The 16835-nt window shown below is 39.5% G+C and carries 17 protein-coding genes; 5 read left to right on the plus strand and 12 right to left on the minus strand.

The genetic code is table 11. The features are described from left to right. Positions 1 to 100: 100 nt before the first annotated feature. Positions 101 to 241, minus strand: coding sequence for a hypothetical protein (locus tag AB1H92_RS14085; RefSeq protein ID WP_166739584.1), 141 nt, complete (start codon positions 239 to 241; stop codon positions 101 to 103). A gap of 163 nt (positions 242 to 404) precedes the next feature. Here AB1H92_RS14085 and AB1H92_RS14090 point away from each other — a divergent pair, with 163 nt between their 5' ends. Both AB1H92_RS14090 and AB1H92_RS14095 read left to right on the plus strand, forming a co-directional pair. Beyond that, positions 405 to 755 carry a PadR family transcriptional regulator gene (locus AB1H92_RS14090; protein ID WP_370475107.1) on the plus strand — a complete coding sequence of 117 codons (351 nt, stop codon included), beginning with the start codon at positions 405 to 407 and terminating at the stop codon, positions 753 to 755. After that, the gene (locus tag AB1H92_RS14095; RefSeq protein ID WP_115363293.1) at positions 742 to 1746 is read left to right on the plus strand and encodes an HAAS signaling domain-containing protein; all 1005 of its coding nucleotides are present in this window, start codon (positions 742 to 744) and stop codon (positions 1744 to 1746) included. Before AB1H92_RS14090 ends, AB1H92_RS14095 begins: the two co-directional genes overlap by 14 nt. A gap of 45 nt (positions 1747 to 1791) precedes the next feature. On the opposite strand, the gene AB1H92_RS14100 is transcribed toward AB1H92_RS14095, so the two are convergent. From AB1H92_RS14100 to AB1H92_RS14125, 6 genes are all read right to left on the minus strand, one after another. Continuing rightward, a complete protein-coding gene (locus tag AB1H92_RS14100) occupies positions 1792 to 3012 on the minus strand; it encodes a DUF438 domain-containing protein (protein ID WP_115363295.1) in 1221 nt (406 codons plus the stop codon). 344 nt (positions 3013 to 3356) lie between these two features. Then, a complete protein-coding gene (gene bioF, locus AB1H92_RS14105; RefSeq protein ID WP_115363298.1) occupies positions 3357 to 4547 on the minus strand; it encodes an 8-amino-7-oxononanoate synthase in 1191 nt (396 codons plus the stop codon). Continuing rightward, the gene (gene bioW / locus AB1H92_RS14110) at positions 4544 to 5302 is read right to left on the minus strand and encodes a 6-carboxyhexanoate--CoA ligase (RefSeq protein WP_134268517.1); all 759 of its coding nucleotides are present in this window, start codon (positions 5300 to 5302) and stop codon (positions 4544 to 4546) included. Before bioW ends, bioF begins: the two co-directional genes overlap by 4 nt. Further along, positions 5271 to 5771 (minus strand): hypothetical protein, encoded by a 501-nt coding sequence (locus AB1H92_RS14115; protein WP_115363302.1) that lies wholly within the window; start codon positions 5769 to 5771, stop codon positions 5271 to 5273. Before AB1H92_RS14115 ends, bioW begins: the two co-directional genes overlap by 32 nt. A gap of 195 nt (positions 5772 to 5966) precedes the next feature. Continuing rightward, entirely contained in the window at positions 5967 to 7532 is a 1566-nt protein-coding gene (locus AB1H92_RS14120; protein WP_115363304.1) for a cation acetate symporter, read from the minus strand. After that, entirely contained in the window at positions 7529 to 7954 is a 426-nt protein-coding gene (locus AB1H92_RS14125; protein ID WP_243835655.1) for a hypothetical protein, read from the minus strand. The genes AB1H92_RS14120 and AB1H92_RS14125 overlap by 4 nt, the downstream gene beginning before the upstream one ends. A 698-nt stretch (positions 7955 to 8652) precedes the next feature. Between AB1H92_RS14125 and AB1H92_RS14130 the strand changes: the two genes are divergently transcribed. After that, on the plus strand, positions 8653 to 9354 hold the full coding sequence (locus AB1H92_RS14130; protein WP_115363308.1) for a 1-acyl-sn-glycerol-3-phosphate acyltransferase: 702 nt from the start codon (positions 8653 to 8655) through the stop codon (positions 9352 to 9354). Between the two features lie 212 nt (positions 9355 to 9566). Here AB1H92_RS14130 and groL read toward each other — a convergent pair whose 3' ends face one another. Beyond that, positions 9567 to 11204: a chaperonin GroEL gene (gene groL, locus AB1H92_RS14135; RefSeq protein ID WP_115363310.1), complete on the minus strand. Its 1638-nt coding sequence runs from the start codon at positions 11202 to 11204 to the stop codon at positions 9567 to 9569. A gap of 47 nt (positions 11205 to 11251) precedes the next feature. Beyond that, positions 11252 to 11536 (minus strand): co-chaperone GroES, encoded by a 285-nt coding sequence (gene groES, locus AB1H92_RS14140; RefSeq protein ID WP_115363312.1) that lies wholly within the window; start codon positions 11534 to 11536, stop codon positions 11252 to 11254. A gap of 231 nt (positions 11537 to 11767) precedes the next feature. Between groES and AB1H92_RS14145 the strand changes: the two genes are divergently transcribed. Next, positions 11768 to 12508, plus strand: coding sequence for a CPBP family intramembrane glutamic endopeptidase (locus AB1H92_RS14145; RefSeq protein WP_115363314.1), 741 nt, complete (start codon positions 11768 to 11770; stop codon positions 12506 to 12508). A gap of 286 nt (positions 12509 to 12794) precedes the next feature. Here the strand turns inward: AB1H92_RS14145 and tatC are convergent, their stop codons facing one another. The 3 genes from tatC to AB1H92_RS14160 all read right to left on the minus strand — a co-directional run bounded on the left by tatC (position 12795) and on the right by AB1H92_RS14160 (position 14490). Then, positions 12795 to 13553 carry a twin-arginine translocase subunit TatC gene (gene tatC / locus AB1H92_RS14150; RefSeq protein ID WP_115363318.1) on the minus strand — a complete coding sequence of 253 codons (759 nt, stop codon included), beginning with the start codon at positions 13551 to 13553 and terminating at the stop codon, positions 12795 to 12797. Positions 13554 to 13570: 17 nt separating this feature from the next. Then, complete coding sequence (locus tag AB1H92_RS14155) at positions 13571 to 13747, minus strand: twin-arginine translocase TatA/TatE family subunit (protein WP_115363320.1); 177 nt, start codon at positions 13745 to 13747, stop codon at positions 13571 to 13573. Positions 13748 to 13839: 92 nt separating this feature from the next. Then, a complete protein-coding gene (locus AB1H92_RS14160; protein ID WP_115363322.1) occupies positions 13840 to 14490 on the minus strand; it encodes a redox-sensing transcriptional repressor Rex in 651 nt (216 codons plus the stop codon). A gap of 125 nt (positions 14491 to 14615) precedes the next feature. Here AB1H92_RS14160 and AB1H92_RS14165 point away from each other — a divergent pair, with 125 nt between their 5' ends. Next, on the plus strand, positions 14616 to 16550 hold the full coding sequence (locus AB1H92_RS14165) for an ABC-F family ATP-binding cassette domain-containing protein (RefSeq protein WP_115363324.1): 1935 nt from the start codon (positions 14616 to 14618) through the stop codon (positions 16548 to 16550). Positions 16551 to 16835: the final 285 nt, after the last annotated feature.

The following is a 16835-nucleotide window of genomic DNA, read 5'->3' on the forward strand; positions in this document are numbered from 1 at the left end:
TTAAGTGATTTTTCACTTACACCTCATAATGTGTACCATTTACTTTAGATGATACTTGTCTTTTATTTCCAAAGCGGCTTAAAACAATGCGCTCCCTAATTTATTGACTGTTATCTTCTCGCTGTTCAGACGGTTCTTCCGTTGGATCCGGTTCGTCTTCGTCAACGCCATTACAACCGAAAAGAAAGCCTGCCGACAACATAACAGACATAAACGGTAAGATGACTTTTTTATATTTCATGCCTCTTCCTCCAATCTAATTTATTCGTTATATTTTGCCCTATGATTGTTTTATTATCCACAGCATCTTCTAAAATATATGCTTTTATCCAATCATGTTGGATTTATTATATTGTTACCTAAAACACATTACTGTATCATACATAGTATAAGAAAGTGAGATGATGATCATGTCATTAGTAGAATCTTTCACAACTGAATTAAGAAGAGGGACTTTAACTTTAGCCGTATTAAGTCAATTACGAGTCCCACAATATGGTTATTCATTGGTACAACGTCTTGAAAAGGCAGGCGTCACGATTGAACAAAGCACGTTATACCCATTGCTTCGCCGACTGGAGAAACAGAAACTCCTAACGAGTAGCTGGGATACCTCGGAAAGCAGACCCCGCAAATATTACGTTATGAATGAATATGGGATTGAACTTTATGAGCAACTAAAAACCGAATGGAAAACGATGACAGTAGAATTAACAACATTATTGGAAGGAGATGAACATCATGAATCTGATTGAAGCTTATGCATATGAGGTAACAAGAAGATTACCCGAAAAATCGAGGGATGATATTGCCCTTGAACTACACACGATTATCGAGGATATGTTGCCAGACGATTATACTGAAAAAGAGGTCATGGAGGCTCTTTCAAAACTCGGCGACCCCGCACAGCTTGCGGCAAGTTACCGTGACACACCAAAATTTTTGATCGGTCCCAAAGTATATGATGCTTATATGCGAACAATGAAAATTATCGTTCCTTGGGTTATTTTTATTACCATTTTAGTCTACGTGGTTGAAAGCATCGTCCTTTTTTCAGGAGAACAAAGCATTCTCTCTGTTATGATCAAAGGTTTGGGAATGATTATCGCCAATATCATACAAGCGCTCATCCATACATTTTTTTGGGTCACACTTGTCTTTATTGCCATCGAACGATTTGGCCTTGCCGGCAACATCGATTCAAAACTTGGAACGATATGGACACCGGAAGATTTGAAACAGGTCAATCTTATTCCAAAGAAAAAAATCATATCAAAAGGCGAAGTTGTTTTTGGCTTTATTTGGACAGCAATTTGGGTCGGTTTTTATTTCAATGCAGACCGCCTGGCAGGAATTTATCGTTCGACAGATGGACATGATTTGCAAATGATCATGCCAATTTTCGATCAAACCGTCTTACTTTCCTATTGGCCAATCATTTTACCATTTGCGCTCCTTGAAATCGGACTTGGAATTTATAAATGGAAAACAAAACAATGGACAATGAAGCTCGTCACAATTAATGCAGTTATAAAAGTGTTCAGTGTCGTTGCGTTTATTGTGATCGCAAGCAACCCTAACCTCATCAACGAGGCAGTTGCACCTTATATGGTTACTTTACTTGAGATTAGTTTATCCTCAGTGAATAACTTTATGAATTGGGCTGTATGGACGATTGTTATAACGATCATCGTGACTGTAGTAATTGAAGTGTATGAAACCTATCGGAAAGCGAAAGTTATATAGAGCCAAGAAAACCTCCACGTATGATTTTCGTGGAGGCTTTCCGATTCATTTCTCAAGTTCACTTAGTCCCATCTTGACTTCGCTCGGTAGTTCAAAGAAAGGTTGAATGTCTTGGACGTATTCTAAAATTCCTAAAAACTCACCTTTATCATTAAAGAGGGATTTGTACGTAATATGAATGTATTTCCCCTTCATTTTAAACCACATACTTTCAGAAGTTCGCCGGCCTGTTTTCAAGTCACGTATGATTGTCATGACCTTCATCAAACTCTTAGGTGGGTGACAATTGGCTACGTTTCGGCCAATCGAACTTGGCGTCCGTACAAGCATCATTTCCGAAGCATCTGTTATGTCGTTGAAGTACTTAAATAGATCATTTTTATCCACAAAAGTAATTTCCAGTGGCAAGTTGTTCAAAATCAACTGGGCTTCTTTTGTCGTTAAATATCCGCCGCCACCCATCACAAGATTTTCAGCAGGTGGCGTATCATTTGTCTGCTCTTCAAATGTAGGCGCACATTTTTCTTCCGGTCCATCAATGAGCGCATAGCCAAATGCATCACTCTCATTGGCAACCGCTAACCAATCCGCCTCGCTAAAGACCTTTTGAAGAATTGGTAAAATAATCGCCTCTTCTTGAAAAATCATTTCTTTAAATTCTTTTTCAAACGCGGTATATCTCATTCGAACACGCTCAACGTCTAGTGGAACTCGAACAATTTGTTTTTTCAGCGCCTGGTATAAGGCACGAATGCGGTCATCTTTCCGCCATACTGTTCGAGCGGGCGCAATGTGGCCATATCGCTCCATAATCGGAAAGAAGAGCTTTTCTTTGCGATTATAATGATTGTGGAATTCCCCTAAATGAAAAATGTGCTCTGTTAATTCATCACCTATTGCTTGGTCAGAGTCCTCTTCAAGCAATTGCAACAGTTGTTGAATCTGATTTAAAACAACTTGAAAAGCAGTGTTTTCCGCTTTAAAAATTTGAACGGGATGATTGGCGGGCAATATGTCCTTTTCATTCAATGATTGACTAGATAACTGGGCATGCATACTTGAAAACTTCTTAATGTCCTCCATCGTCACACCGTAGTCGCCATTGATTAATTCCAACTGCATGAGCAATAGGTCAAGCGGGCGCACATCGTTAAAATGTTGTTCATAGTGGATTTGGAATGCTTCCAACGAGCCACCATCACGTATATATAAGAGGATTTCTTTTAATGCACTCATTCTTTTGATATCAAATTGCATATTTAACATGACTTCACCTCATATCAATTTAAATTAACCAGATCGTTTTCCCATCTCATTTCCTATATACCTTCAGGCAATCGTTTAAACTTATATATTTATTATAACTTATCCCAAGGAATTTTTTGTGAATTATATCACGTTCAGGAGTGATTTTAAGATTAATCAACTTTATTAAATCACAAACAATGTTGATTTCCGTTCCGGGCGGACGCTTTCCGTGGAGCCGCCCTCCACTCCAATCAACGAAGTTACCTTATATATGAACATTCCAGAAGAGATTAGAATGCACTAAAAAAGACCTTTTGTAAGTATAGTTCTTACAAAAAGTCTTCAGCAATGCCCAACGATATTTAAGTCTGATTAACAAAGCTTTTAATCACACCCATCCTGCGACCAATCTCACTCACATGATCCACAACCATTCGTAGCTGTTCCTCTGTATGTGTCGCCATGACAGTTATGCGCAGGCGACTTGAACCTTGTGGCACAGTAGGTGGACGGATTGCGGGGATGTAGATACCTTCCTCCATCAGTTGCTCGGAAAACTCGACGGCTTGATTTGCATCGCCAATTAGGAGCGAAATGATAGGAGTATTTGAGGGACTTATCGTAAATCCCTGACGCGCTAAGTTCGTATATAAGAAATGCGCATTCTTTAACAGCCGTTGACGCCTTTCTGGTTCATGTTGAATGAGGCGAATCCCTTCTCGCGCAGCTTCAATCACACCTGGTGATAAAGCGGTTTGAAAAATAAACGTTCTGGCACGATTTCGTAAATATTGAATCGCAAGAGAGGAGCCGGCCACAAATCCGCCTTCTGTTCCGACCGCTTTACTTAACGTTCCTACGATAAAATCAACCTCATGTTGCAAGCCGAAATAATCAATCGTTCCACCGCCACATTCACCCAATACCCCTGTTGCATGCGCGTCATCAACCATTATGTAAGCATTGTACTTCTTAGCAAGTGCGACGATTTCAGGAAGTGGCGCAATATCTCCGTCCATGCTAAAAACCCCATCCGTTACAATGAGCTTTTTCCCCTCCCCTTGCCATGCCCGTAACTTTTCTTCTAAATCTAACATATCTGCATGTGCGTATCGGATCGTTTTCGCCTTGCTTAACCGGCACCCATCTATAATACTTGCATGATTCCACGCATCCGAGAAAATAATGTCTCCTTCTCCCATAACACTCGAAATGAATCCGACGTTCGCCAAATAACCACTGCTAAAAACAATCGACGCTTCCGTCCCTTTTAACTCGGCAATTTCACGCTCCAATTGCTCATGAATCACCATATTGCCAGTCGTCAGTCGAGCACCGCCACTACCCGTCCCGTAAAGAGAAATTCCATTCATCGCCCTTTCTTTTAAGCGCGAATCTGTTGCGAGTCCTAAATAATTATTCGATGAAAACAATACATACTTGTTTCCCTCTATCATCACTTCCGTATCATTTCCCGTTGACAATGAACGCAAATTTCTTGTTAACCCTTCTGCTTCTATCGCTTGCAGTTGACGTTGAAACCAATCATTCATTCGCTATCTCCTCCTTGAATAAACACAGGTTTCCTTTCTAAAAAGTTCATATACGAATCTATATCTACGTCGTTATGAACAAAAAACACACGCCCCCCACTTTCACATCCCATCTTTTTCAAAGGTGAAATCCTAACATATCCTAATTGTTGGCTACTCACATACCCCGTTACATAATCCGGATCATCAGACCAACAAAGTTCCGCAACGGTATAAGGGGAATGCGCTACTTTCGTCGCCAAAGCCAATGCCTCTCGAACTCGAACAGAATCCTCTACTTGTCCACCATCGTTCCAATCCATGCGTGACACACGGACCCCTTTCTGTTCCCGGTCATCTAATCGTTCACCCGTCTCGCAATTCACAATTGCCGCCCCGCGAAGATTTCGTTCATGATTTAATATAAAAAAAGCATGTTCAATCGCTCGCTCTGAAACACCCGCGGCAGCCAATTGGTCTTTCGCCTTGTCATGCCCTTCTTGAACCGTCGCCACTTCAATTGCCGAAACGTCTAACGGAGGAATAAATTGAAGTTGTTCACTCGGCACTTTTTCAACAACAAGTTGGATAAAATCAGCGCTTCCTCTAGTATGATTAGATGCTTTCGCTAATAATTCCGTAGCGATCGCTCCCAACTGAGAATGATCGCACAACCGCTCACCGCCAGATATATGCTTCCCACCTAACTCATGGGCTTTCCCTTCAGCTGCACGCATACGAACACTAAAATACTCGGGGTACACTGTTTCTGGCACCTACTTTCTCATGAATGGTCCGCATCATTTTCGTTATCGGCCATACACATAAAGCCGTAATAATCATTCCTGGAATGACTGGAATGAGAAGCGGTAAAATTGGAATATCTAAAGTAAAAGCCAACCCAATACGTGCTACTGCTGTCCCAATTGGCCCCGCAAGCATAAGTACAGGAATTGATGTCCCACAAAATAAAATGATCAACCCAACAGTCAGTCGAAAAATGAGTGATATTTCAGCATTGATAAATGTATGAATGCCAAGTAAAAGTAAAAGGACACTTGCAATCATACCTGCAAGAAAATAACGCTTAAAACCAAATACTGCCGCAATTGCAATTGCAACGGGTGCAGATAATTGAAATTCAGACCCAGGAATCCCCGTTGGAATTTTAAAGTATCCAGCAAGAATAATAAAACAAGCCAACATAGCAATTTGTGCAATATCATAAGCTGTAAACTTTTTCACCTAGACCACCCTCACTTAATATACGTTAACCTGCTAATCAGTTTAGTTAACCTATATTAGATTGAAGCATAGCAAGCGCATTCTTGTCAAACACTTTTGCACTATATTCAGAGAATTCCAGACATATTCTTTCAAATTTTGACAGATTAAAAAGCAATCCAACCTTAACATCAAGGTCGAATTGCTTTAATAAATTTATGCAGATTCCTCACTTGCATGAACCTTACGCATAAAGGCATTCACGTCTGTTGGTACTTTACCGTCTATTATAGAAACTAGATAAACAGTTAAGAAGCCAATTGGTACGGTAATAATGCCCGGCACCCTAAACTGTAATGCTTCCGGTAACACCGAAGAAAAGAAAATCATAAACATGGAAACGGCAAATCCGACAATTAGACCCGCAATCGCGCCCTTTTCAGTAATTCCGCGCCACCAAATGCCGAGGATGAAAATAGGTGCGAATGTGCTTGCCCCAACAGTAAAGGCGAGGGCAACAAGATGTCCAATCGATGCCTCTTTGACCAATAAACCAAGCACTCCGTAAAAAACACCTAGGAAAACAATTGATAGTTTTGCAGCAAACACTCGTTGTTTCTGTGATAATTCTTTTCTTGAAAACTTTGCATATAAATCGTGAGCGATTGCCCCTGAACTGGCAATGAATAACCCGGATAAGTTTGAAAATACTGCAGCAAAGGCACCAGCAATGACAAACCCGAGCATCCATTTACCACCTAAAGCAGTTGCAATCGATGGGATGACCATATTGTCCCCGCCGGTAACTAGGTTTTGCATGACCTCAGGACTAGCATTTCCATCCAAAAAGATTGCCCGTCCAACAACACCAAGATAAATGGCAAAGGCGAAAAATAAACTAGCAATCCCAATTGCCATTACAGCCGACTTTCGAGCAGCCTTCGCATCTGGATTCGTGTAAAAACGAAGCAATATGTGCGGAAGCCCGAGTGTACCTAACGATAGTCCGATTAACATCGAAGCGGAATGCCAAAAGTTTGGATTGAATGCCCCAGCTTTTGCCCATGTTTCACCGTCAAATGCGATATCTTTTCCATCCGTTGTATAAGCTCCTGTACCAAATACAGTACCACTGAACTCACTAATTGCAGTTAAGATCTTCTGGTAATGAAATCCTCCGTAAATCGCGGCGGCTACCATAAGAACAAAAGCAAAGAAACGAATCCAAAGCTCCAACGCCTGGTTAATGGTTGTCCCCTTCATACCACCAACCCCGACATAGAAAATCATAACAACACTCGTAAAAATGATGCCAAATTCATAGGATGTCCCGAAAAACATGCTTAAAATTTGAGCAGCCCCTAGTAATTGGGGAGCTGCATAAAATCCTGATATGGCAAGAACAACGATGACAGCTACAACTCTTGCTCTTTTACTATGAAAACGATATGCAACAAAATCGGCAACCGTATAGGCACCGAATTTTCGTAACGGCCCCGCAATAAAAAGTGCCAAAAGTGTTAATCCAATCGTAAAGCTAAACGTATAAAAAGCGCCATCATAACCGATGGCAAAAGTTAATCCTGCCAACCCTAGAAAGGTTGCGGCACTTAAATAATCCCCACCGATTGCCGAACCATTTGTAAACCAGCCAAACCCCCGACCACCAACAAAGAAGTCACTCGCACTTTCGTTCTTTTTTGATAAGTACGTAATATAGACAATCGTCCCCAATAATAGGATTGTAAAAAGGTATTTCGGATCCAATAATAGTTGCATCATAGAACCGATTCCTCCTTACTGACTTGCTCACTTACCACTTCTTCCTTCTTTAACACAGGACTGACTTGTATACTCTTTTCCTTCTTCTCCTTCAGTTTTGCTTGTAAACTTTTCATTTCCCATCTTTCATAAAGCTTCGTGTGAAGATAAGCAATTATAAAAGCCATTGCCATCGCAACAATCGTCGTTAAAAACCAGCTATAAGACATGCCGCCTAACATTCTTGCAAATGCCCAATCTGGTTTAAACCAGTTTAATGCCGGAACGGAAAGAATAAAGATAAAGTAAACGATTGATAGCGATAATCCAGTTATAAATTCTGTTCTCACACTAGATTTTGTTTTATCATCTAATTTTGGTAGTTTTTTAATGTCAATCGTTTCACAAGGCTCGTCCGTCATAATATATTTTTCCTCTTCCAAATGAACACATCCCCTTCGTTCCTTAAATTTCATACCTCATGCGTCATTTCCCCACTCCGTATTTTTGATCGCTTGTCCTTGAATTTAATTTGGCGTGGAACTGAATAAGTACTAACTGGTTAGTTATTTTTGGCTAAAAGAAAACTCTTTATGTAAAAAGAGTCTTTAAATTCTGTTGATCTCTCTATTTTTCTAAGGTGATATGTTTTAAAAATGCTTGCTTCTAAGTACGTCCAAACCCCTTGAAATTTTTAAAAATCCCCAATTCTCCCCCTTTGAATTTGGTTCTCAGAATGATTACACAGCCACTGTGCCTATCGAAGGAATAAGCCTCTTCCCCCAAAGATGCCATTCTCTCCCGTGTTGCATGATTACTATTTCTGAAAAAGTCTTGACGGCTGCATTTAGCGATTCTCACCCGTTTCAGACTTTTTACTGATGCCTCAACAAAGCATTCTGTACTGGTCATCCTGACTCCACTTTACTTTAAATTGTTTCTCTTCCGACTAATCAGTCTTTTTGATTATACGAATCATTTCAATTTTAGTCAAGTAGCTTTGGGAGTAACCTATCAGTACACATACCAAACCTCCTAATATGACAGTTGCAAGCTAAAACAAGTGACATTTATAACTTATTTAAGTTGCATCTATCCTCTATAATTACGATATAAAATATGATTGAGAAGAGGATTAATCATGCGTACACTATTATTTCAAGGCTACCTTTGGGGGTATATTTTAAGTAAAGCAAACAAATCATTTACGATAAATAGATTAAACAAAGCAGGGTTGAACAAAGATAAACTAAAACTGATGGATAAAATCATTTTAAAGTGCACCAAAAACCTAATTAAAATCTCGGGTGCAGAACTGACCGTAACAGGTACAGAAAATATTCCTTTAGATGAACCAGTATTATATGTTAGCAATCATCAAGGGAATATGGACATTCCCATTTTGTATTCAACAGCTCCTCAAACAATGGCTTTTGTAGCTAAAAAAGAAATGGAGAAAATTCCGATGTTGGGCTATTGGATGAAAGAACGAGGATGTGTATTTATCAACCGGGAAAACGCTCGTAGTTCCCTAAAGGCCATTAACCAAGCAATCGTAGGTTTAAAAGCAGGTAATTCAATAGCAGTTTTTCCAGAGGGGACAAGAAGTAAAGGTCCTGAGATGGGAGACTTTAAGCCAGGTAGTTTACGAATTGCGATTAAATCAGGGGTCAAAGTCATTCCTGTAACCTTAAAGGATTCCTATAAATTAATCGGGAAAAAGGGCAAATGTACACCAGCAAAAGTTCATGTCCATTACGCTGAGCCAATCGATTCAAGAAACTTTAAAGATACAAATGAACTCGCTTCAGCAGTGTTAACACAAATAAAGAAACATTTATAACAAGCTCGTGATTGTTCGATAATAGGTGGACCAACTGTGCTGCCACTATTGAATAAAACAATACAGGGAATGCAAAAAGGCCTTTCACCAATTCAATGAATTGATGAAAGGCCTTTTTAATTTAAATGTCGTAGGATCATGAACAATAGAAGTGACCACTGTATGATGAAGTACGCTCTAACCCTTGGTAAAACAGGGGTTTAGAGTTTTCCTTACATCATTCCTGGCATGCCGCCCATGCCGCCCATATCTGGCATTCCGCCGCCTGCGTTTTCTTCAGGCAGGTTTGCGACAACTGCTTCTGTCGTCAAGAACATAGATGCAACAGATGCTGCGTTTTGTAGTGCTGAACGTGTAACTTTTGTTGGATCCACGATACCAGCTTCCATCATATTTACCCAGTCGCCTTCAGCTGCATCGAAACCAATGCCGATTTCTTCGCGCTTTAGACGGTCTACAACGATTGAACCTTCAAGGCCAGCGTTGTTCGCAATTTGACGAACTGGCTCTTCTAGTGCACGTAGAACGATATTTACACCTGTAGCTACGTCACCAGTTTCAGTTTCGTTAAGCTCTTCAACTTTCTTGTAAACGTTGATTAGCGCTGTACCTCCACCTGAAACGATTCCTTCTTCTACCGCTGCACGTGTTGAGTTTAATGCGTCTTCGATACGAAGTTTACGCTCTTTCAACTCAGTTTCAGTTGCTGCACCTACTTTAATTACTGCTACTCCACCTGCTAGTTTTGCAAGACGCTCTTGAAGTTTTTCCTTGTCGAACTCAGAAGTTGTATCTTCAAGTTGTGTACGGATTTGGTTCACACGGCCTTCGATTTGAGCTGCGTCTCCAGCACCTTCAACAATTGTTGTATGGTCTTTTGTCACAACTACTTTCGCCGCTGTTCCAAGTTGTGTAATTTGTGTTTCCTTTAGATCTAAACCTAAATCTTCAGTAATCACTTCTCCACCTGTTAGGATAGCGATGTCTTCAAGCATTGCTTTACGACGGTCACCGAATCCAGGTGCTTTAACCGCTACTGCGTTAAACGTTCCGCGAAGTTTGTTTACAACAAGTGTTGCAAGCGCTTCACCTTCAACGTCTTCAGCGATTAGTAAGATTGGCTTACCTTGTTGAACAACTTGCTCAAGAACTGGTAAGATTTCTTGGATGTTTGTAATCTTCTTATCTGTAATTAAAATGTAAGGGTTGTCCAATACAGCTTCCATTTTGTCTGTATCCGTTGCCATGTATGCTGATGCATAACCACGGTCAAACTCCATACCTTCAACAACGTCTAGCTCAGTTGTGAAGCCTTTTGATTCTTCAATTGTGATAACACCGTCGTTGCCAACACGCTCCATTGCATCTGCAATTAACGTACCTACTTCTTCATCACCTGAAGAAATCGCTGCAACTTGTGCAATTGACTCTTTTTCTTCAATTGGTTTAGAAATTACAGTTAGCTCTTCAATTGCTGCTGCAACTGCTTTTTCAATTCCTTTACGGATACCTACTGGGTTTGCCCCTGCAGTTACGTTTTTAAGTCCTTCGCTAATCATTGCTTGCGCTAGAACTGTAGCTGTTGTCGTTCCATCACCAGCAATTTCGTTTGTTTTAGATGCAACTTCAGAAACAAGCTTTGCACCCATATCTTCAAATTTATCTTCAAGCTCGATTTCACGAGCAATCGTTACGCCATCATTTGTAATTAATGGAGAACCAAACGCTTTCTCAAGAACAACGTTACGTCCTTTTGGTCCAAGTGTTACTTTTACTGTATTCGCTAATGTATCAACACCACGTTGCATTGCGCTACGTGCATCTTCGTTAAATTTAATTTCTTTAGCCATTTATATAATTCCCTCCTGAGTTTATACGTGTGGTTTTCGAATAAAAATTAGCCAATAATTGCTAAAACGTCAGTTTCACGTAGAATTAAATATTCGTTTCCTTCATATTTTACTTCAGTGCCGGAATACTTTGAGAAGATAATCCGATCGCCTTCTTTTACTTCTAAGTCGATACGCTGGCCGTTCTCTAGTACGCGTCCTGTACCTGCAGCGACTACTTTCCCTTCCTGCGGTTTCTCTTTAGCAGAATCTGGTAATACAATCCCACTTGACGTTTTTTCTTCAGCCTCAACCAATTCAATTACGATACGGTCACCTAATGGTTTCAACAAGTGAAACAACCTCCTCAAAATGATAATTAATATTTTAGCACTCAGTCAACTCGAGTGCTAACACAATAATCATCATAATAAACATCTAAGAATTTTGCAAGTAAAAGGCGTCCATTCAAATTCAAAAAGTTTTTATTACAAATTTTAAATCAACAAAACTATCCTCCTCTTTGCTTCCCTGCTATAAAAAGGATAAAATAACGAGAGTGATGATCGAAAGGATGTTTCAACTTGAAAAACTGGAAAATTTATCTGTATTTAATTTTGACATATATTATTATGCAATTGGCAAGTGTCGTGCTTGCAAGTCCATTAACGCAATATTTTAATGGCGATGCGGCCCTTTCTGCACAAGAAGCAAAATACCATGCTTTTGCCTGGTCTTTATTCACAACGAACTTATTAGCCGCCATTGTTTTTTACTTACTCTTCTTCCGCAAAAAGAATTTCTTTAAAATCTTTGATGGAAAACCTGCTTCAATTGGGATGACGATTGTTTGGGGAATCATTAGTTTCTTCCTTGCGCTATTTGGACAAATGCTCGCGGGCATCATTGAAATGACACTATTTGGAATCGAACCAGGTTCCGATAATACCGCACTACTTTCAGATATTGCAAAAGTATCACCCATTATTATCATCTCAATGGTCATCTTTGCACCACTTTTAGAAGAATTGATTTTCAGACGTGTATTATTCGGCGGACTATATCAAAAAACAAACTTTATTATCGCTGCAATTATTAGCGCCCTTGTCTTTGCGGTTGTCCACAACGAATTAGAACATACGCTTATTTATATGGCACCTGCACTTGTGTTCTCATTTGTTTATTACAAAACAAAGCGATTACTTGCGCCGATTATCGGGCACTTCATGATGAACGGATTCGTCGTGATTATCCAACTCAACCAAGACAAAATTATGGAACTTCAAAAACTACAACAATCTGTTATTATTAGCTTTTTCCAATAAAATGAGTTAAGTCAATTACTTCATTACTCATTTAATGAAGTAGAAATTTGTTTTCATTCATTAAAATACAGGCGTCTTCGTTGATTGGAGTGGAGGGTGGCGACTCCTGTGGAATTAGCGGGACAGGTGAGACCCCCGAAGGAGCGCCAGCGATGGAGGAGGCTCACCGCCCGCCCCACGGAAAGCGTCCACCCGGAACGGAAATCAACAGTTGCTGAATCTTCTTTTTCAAAAAAGATTTTCCCAATAAAAAACTTCCTTCTCAATCATTGGGAAGGAAGTTTTTTTATTCATTCATTTCTTCAATTTGACGCTGTTGTTCAGCCTTCAAATATTTTCGATACCCCATTCGAGAAATAAGTATGCTAATTTCATACAGTAAAAATAAGGGTACTGTCACAAATAAATGTGAAAATAAATCTGGCGGTGTAATAATAGCCGCTATGATAAATAATACGAAAAACGCATACTTTCTAACCTTAACGAGAATCGAAGGATTTAAAATACCTAATCGTGTTAAAAATAAAGTAAGTATAGGCATTTGAAAGATCAAGCCAAAAGGAATTGTAATTTGAATAAGAAAATTAAAATATTCATTAATCCCTAGCGTTTGTGTGATTTCAAGTTCATTCGCTAAAGCCATCGTGAACTTCATTATGTAAGGAAAGAGTATATAGTATGAAAATGAAATTCCGCCAAGAAATAGTAAAAATCCAAAGGGAATATAACTCAATGTCACTTTACGCTCTGTCTCATGAAGTCCTGGACTCACAAATGACCATAACTGATACGATAAAACTGGTGAAATCAGGATAAACGAGACAATCACAATGACTTTTAAATAAATCAAAATCGGATCTGTGACATTAAATGCGTTTAACGTTAAGCTTTTTGCTTCTTCAGTATACTGAAGATAGTGGATAAGCGGTTTGGCAATAAAAAAACCGCCTACTAATGCAATAACAAAGAAAACGACGATGACCATCAGCCGTTTTCTCAGCTCATCTATATGTTCAATGATCGTTAATTGTTTTTCATTTGACATCGGACTAACATCCTTATTTACTTCTTATCATCTTTATTGTTTTTCGGCTCCTCGTCATCGGTAAGTCCTTTTGTCGCGTTTTTAAATTCACGTAAAGATGAACCAAATGCTTTTCCAATTTCAGGTAACTTTTTAGGTCCAAATATAAGTAGCGCAACAACTCCGATAAGGATTAAACTTGGTACTCCTATCATGACGACACCTCCTAGTTTGAAAGAACATTTTTCGAACTATACTGTATTCTCTATACTACATGAAAAATACTTCGGATGCTATGTGTAAGCCATTACAATTGTGACTGTTTGACGTCGTTTTTCATAAAATAAACAAGTGTTTGCAATTCAACTGATAAATCAATCGTATGTACTCGAACAGAATCAGGCGCTGACAGACGTACTGGAGAAAAATTCAGAATTCCTTTAATCCCAACATCTACAAGGTCATTTGTCACATATTGAGCAACATCAGCAGGAACAGTGAGTATGGCAAGTTCAATGCCTTGTTCCTTTATTTTTTCTGTCATCTGGTCCGAATGATACACAGGAATTCCACTGTTTATCATCCCCTCTTTGGGTGTTCTCGGATCGAACGCTATGACGATACGTGTATTATGGTTTTTGTGAAAATTATACTTTAAGAAAGCGGTTCCTAAACTACCAACCCCGATAAGCGCAACATCTGTTACTTCGTCTTGATCTAACGTTTTACGAAAAAAATCAAGTAAATATTGCACGTCATATCCATACCCTTTACGACCGAGCGCGCCAAAATGCGAAAAATCTCTTCGAATTGTCGCCGCATCAATTTTCATTGCCTCGCTTAATTCGCTAGAAGATATACGCGTCTTATTAGCATTCGCGAAGTTTTGTAAAAATCGATAATAAAGGGGCAATCTTCTTGTAGTCGCTTGTGGGATTTTCCATGTCTCATCTATCATGCTAAACCTCCTCGACGTACTTCTCACCAATTCTATCGTACAAGATATGTCGATTATTGTAAAGTTGCGCATTGCACGCCACTTGCGATTCAATTAGACTATAATTGAATAGAGGTGTAAATAAAATGATCGTTTTACAAGTGAATGGTTTAACGAAGTCCTTTTCAGGATTGAATATAATAGAAAATATCCAATTAGAAGTTCGAAGCCGCGATCGCATCGCACTCGTCGGCAGAAACGGGGCAGGAAAGTCTACCCTATTAAAAATTATTGCGGGTGAAATGAGTGCCGATACAGGGGATATTATCGTCCCAAAAGATACACGAATTGGTTATCTAGAGCAGCATTCTGGTATCGATTCCCCCTTAACGATTTGGGAAGAAATGATGACTGTTTTCAAGCCGCTTCAAGAAATGGAAAAACGCATTCGTGCGCTTGAAGAAACCATGGCGAATCCTGCGGTTTACTCCAATCATGATGAATTTACGCGTGTCACAAACGAATATGATGCCTTACAAACAGAGTTTAAAAATGCCAATGGTTATCAGTACGAATCTGATACACGCTCTGTTTTACACGGGATGCGTTTTTATCAAGATGACTTTGACAAAAGTGTCAATACTTTATCAGGCGGGCAAAAGACAAGATTAGCCCTAGCAAAAATGCTTCTCAGTAAGCCGGATTTATTAATACTGGACGAGCCTACAAACCATTTAGATATCGAAACACTTAGTTGGTTAGAAAAATACTTAGTCGGGTACGAAGGTGCCCTCCTTGTCGTTTCACACGATAGATACTTTCTCGACGAAATTGTTACAATTGTATACGAAATTTCTAGAACAAAAATGACCAAATATCACGGCAATTACAGTGCCTATCTCATTGAAAAAGCACGCAATTACGAACGTGACATGAAGCAATATGAAAGAGAAATGAGTGAAAGAGCTAGGATGGAGGATTTTATCCAGAAAAACATCGCTCGTGCATCTACATCCAAAATGGCACAAAGTAGACGGAAAATGTTAGAGCGAACTGAATGGATGGAGTCCCCCGATGGAGATGAAAAGTCGGCAAGCTTTACCTTTCCAATTGGGCGTCAAAGCGGCAATGATGTGTTGGCCATTGACAATCTCGCCGTTGGTTATGAGGAAGGAGCCGTATCGAAAAATCTAGATATCCACGTGTATCGTGGGGAACGTATTGCGATCATCGGACCAAATGGTGTTGGGAAATCAACATTACTCAAAACAATCGTTAAAAAACAGCAACCTCTTGCCGGTGAAATACGGTACGGAACCAATGTACAATTTGGCTATTACGACCAGGAACAAGCATCACTTACGGGCAATAGTACCGTATTAGAAGAGCTGTGGCGTGACTGGCCGATGATGAATGAAAAAGACATTCGCGGCATACTCGGTCGTTTCCTATTTTCAGGGGACGATGTGAATAAACATGTTTCCACTTTATCGGGCGGCGAAAAAGCAAGACTAGCCCTTGCTAAATTGATGCTTCAACAATCCAATACACTCATTTTAGACGAGCCGACCAACCATTTAGACTTAGACAGTAAAGAAATCCTAGAAAATGCGCTCGATGATTTTCCTGGAACCATCCTATTTGTTTCCCATGACCGTTATTTCATTAACCGAATCGCAACAAAAGTGATTGACCTTAACGTAAATGGTGCCGTTGAATATTTAGGGGACTACGACTATTTCGTTGAAAAAAAGCAAGAACTTGCTGAAATTCAGGAAGAAAAAAAACGCCAACTTGACGATAAATCAAACACAGTTAAGCAAGTACGGGAAGAACTTGATCGAGAAGAAAAGAGACAACTTAGAAGAATCACAAGAGCCATTGAAGAGGCCGAAAAAACAATCGCTTCCCTTGATGAAAAAATCTCCGCGTTTGAAACCGAGCTTTCAAACCCAGTATACGCTGATGACCATGTAAAATTAATGGAAATTCAAGCCGAAATTGATGCATTACAGGAAAAGCATGATAGCGAAGCTGAGAATTGGCTAGATCTTCAGGAACAACTCGAAAATTTCTCTTGAAATTCAATCGTTCACTAAAAACATTTTTAGTGAACGATTTATCTTTTTTTGTCGAAATTCGTAGATCTTATACAATTTGTGCGCATTAAATCTCCACAATCTTATCCACACAGAGAATAGTGTAATTACGGTAAATCCACGATGTTACCCACACTATCCACAAAAACACATAGAGTTATACACAAAGTTATCCATTTATAACCGTGCATAAATTAAGTTATCAGATTTTTATCAACAACTTATCCACAAAATGTGCATAAGTACGAATGTTCCTCTTGACAATTC

This window comes from Sporosarcina pasteurii (genome assembly GCF_041295575.1).
Lineage (GTDB): Bacteria > Bacillota > Bacilli > Bacillales_A > Planococcaceae > Sporosarcina > Sporosarcina pasteurii.

Excerpts from the sequence above, each read along its gene's own strand:
- AB1H92_RS14155 (WP_115363320.1), bottom strand. The coding sequence starts at position 13,747 with ATGATAGGAGTACCAAGTTTAATCCTTATCGGAGTTGTTGCGCTACTT.
- AB1H92_RS14130 (WP_115363308.1), top strand. The coding sequence starts at position 8,653 with ATGCGTACACTATTATTTCAAGGCTACCTTTGGGGGTATATTTTAAGT.
- bioF (WP_115363298.1), bottom strand. The coding sequence starts at position 4,547 with ATGAATGATTGGTTTCAACGTCAACTGCAAGCGATAGAAGCAGAAGGG.
- AB1H92_RS14160 (WP_115363322.1), bottom strand. The coding sequence starts at position 14,490 with ATGATAGATGAGACATGGAAAATCCCACAAGCGACTACAAGAAGATTG.
- groL (WP_115363310.1), bottom strand. The coding sequence starts at position 11,204 with ATGGCTAAAGAAATTAAATTTAACGAAGATGCACGTAGCGCAATGCAA.
- AB1H92_RS14090 (WP_370475107.1), top strand. The coding sequence starts at position 405 with ATGATCATGTCATTAGTAGAATCTTTCACAACTGAATTAAGAAGAGGG.
- tatC (WP_115363318.1), bottom strand. The coding sequence starts at position 13,553 with ATGTCAAATGAAAAACAATTAACGATCATTGAACATATAGATGAGCTG.
- AB1H92_RS14085 (WP_166739584.1), bottom strand. The coding sequence starts at position 241 with ATGAAATATAAAAAAGTCATCTTACCGTTTATGTCTGTTATGTTGTCG.
- AB1H92_RS14165 (WP_115363324.1), top strand. The coding sequence starts at position 14,616 with ATGATCGTTTTACAAGTGAATGGTTTAACGAAGTCCTTTTCAGGATTG.
- AB1H92_RS14120 (WP_115363304.1), bottom strand. The coding sequence starts at position 7,532 with ATGATGCAACTATTATTGGATCCGAAATACCTTTTTACAATCCTATTA.
- AB1H92_RS14100 (WP_115363295.1), bottom strand. The coding sequence starts at position 3,012 with ATGTTAAATATGCAATTTGATATCAAAAGAATGAGTGCATTAAAAGAA.
- AB1H92_RS14095 (WP_115363293.1), top strand. The coding sequence starts at position 742 with ATGAATCTGATTGAAGCTTATGCATATGAGGTAACAAGAAGATTACCC.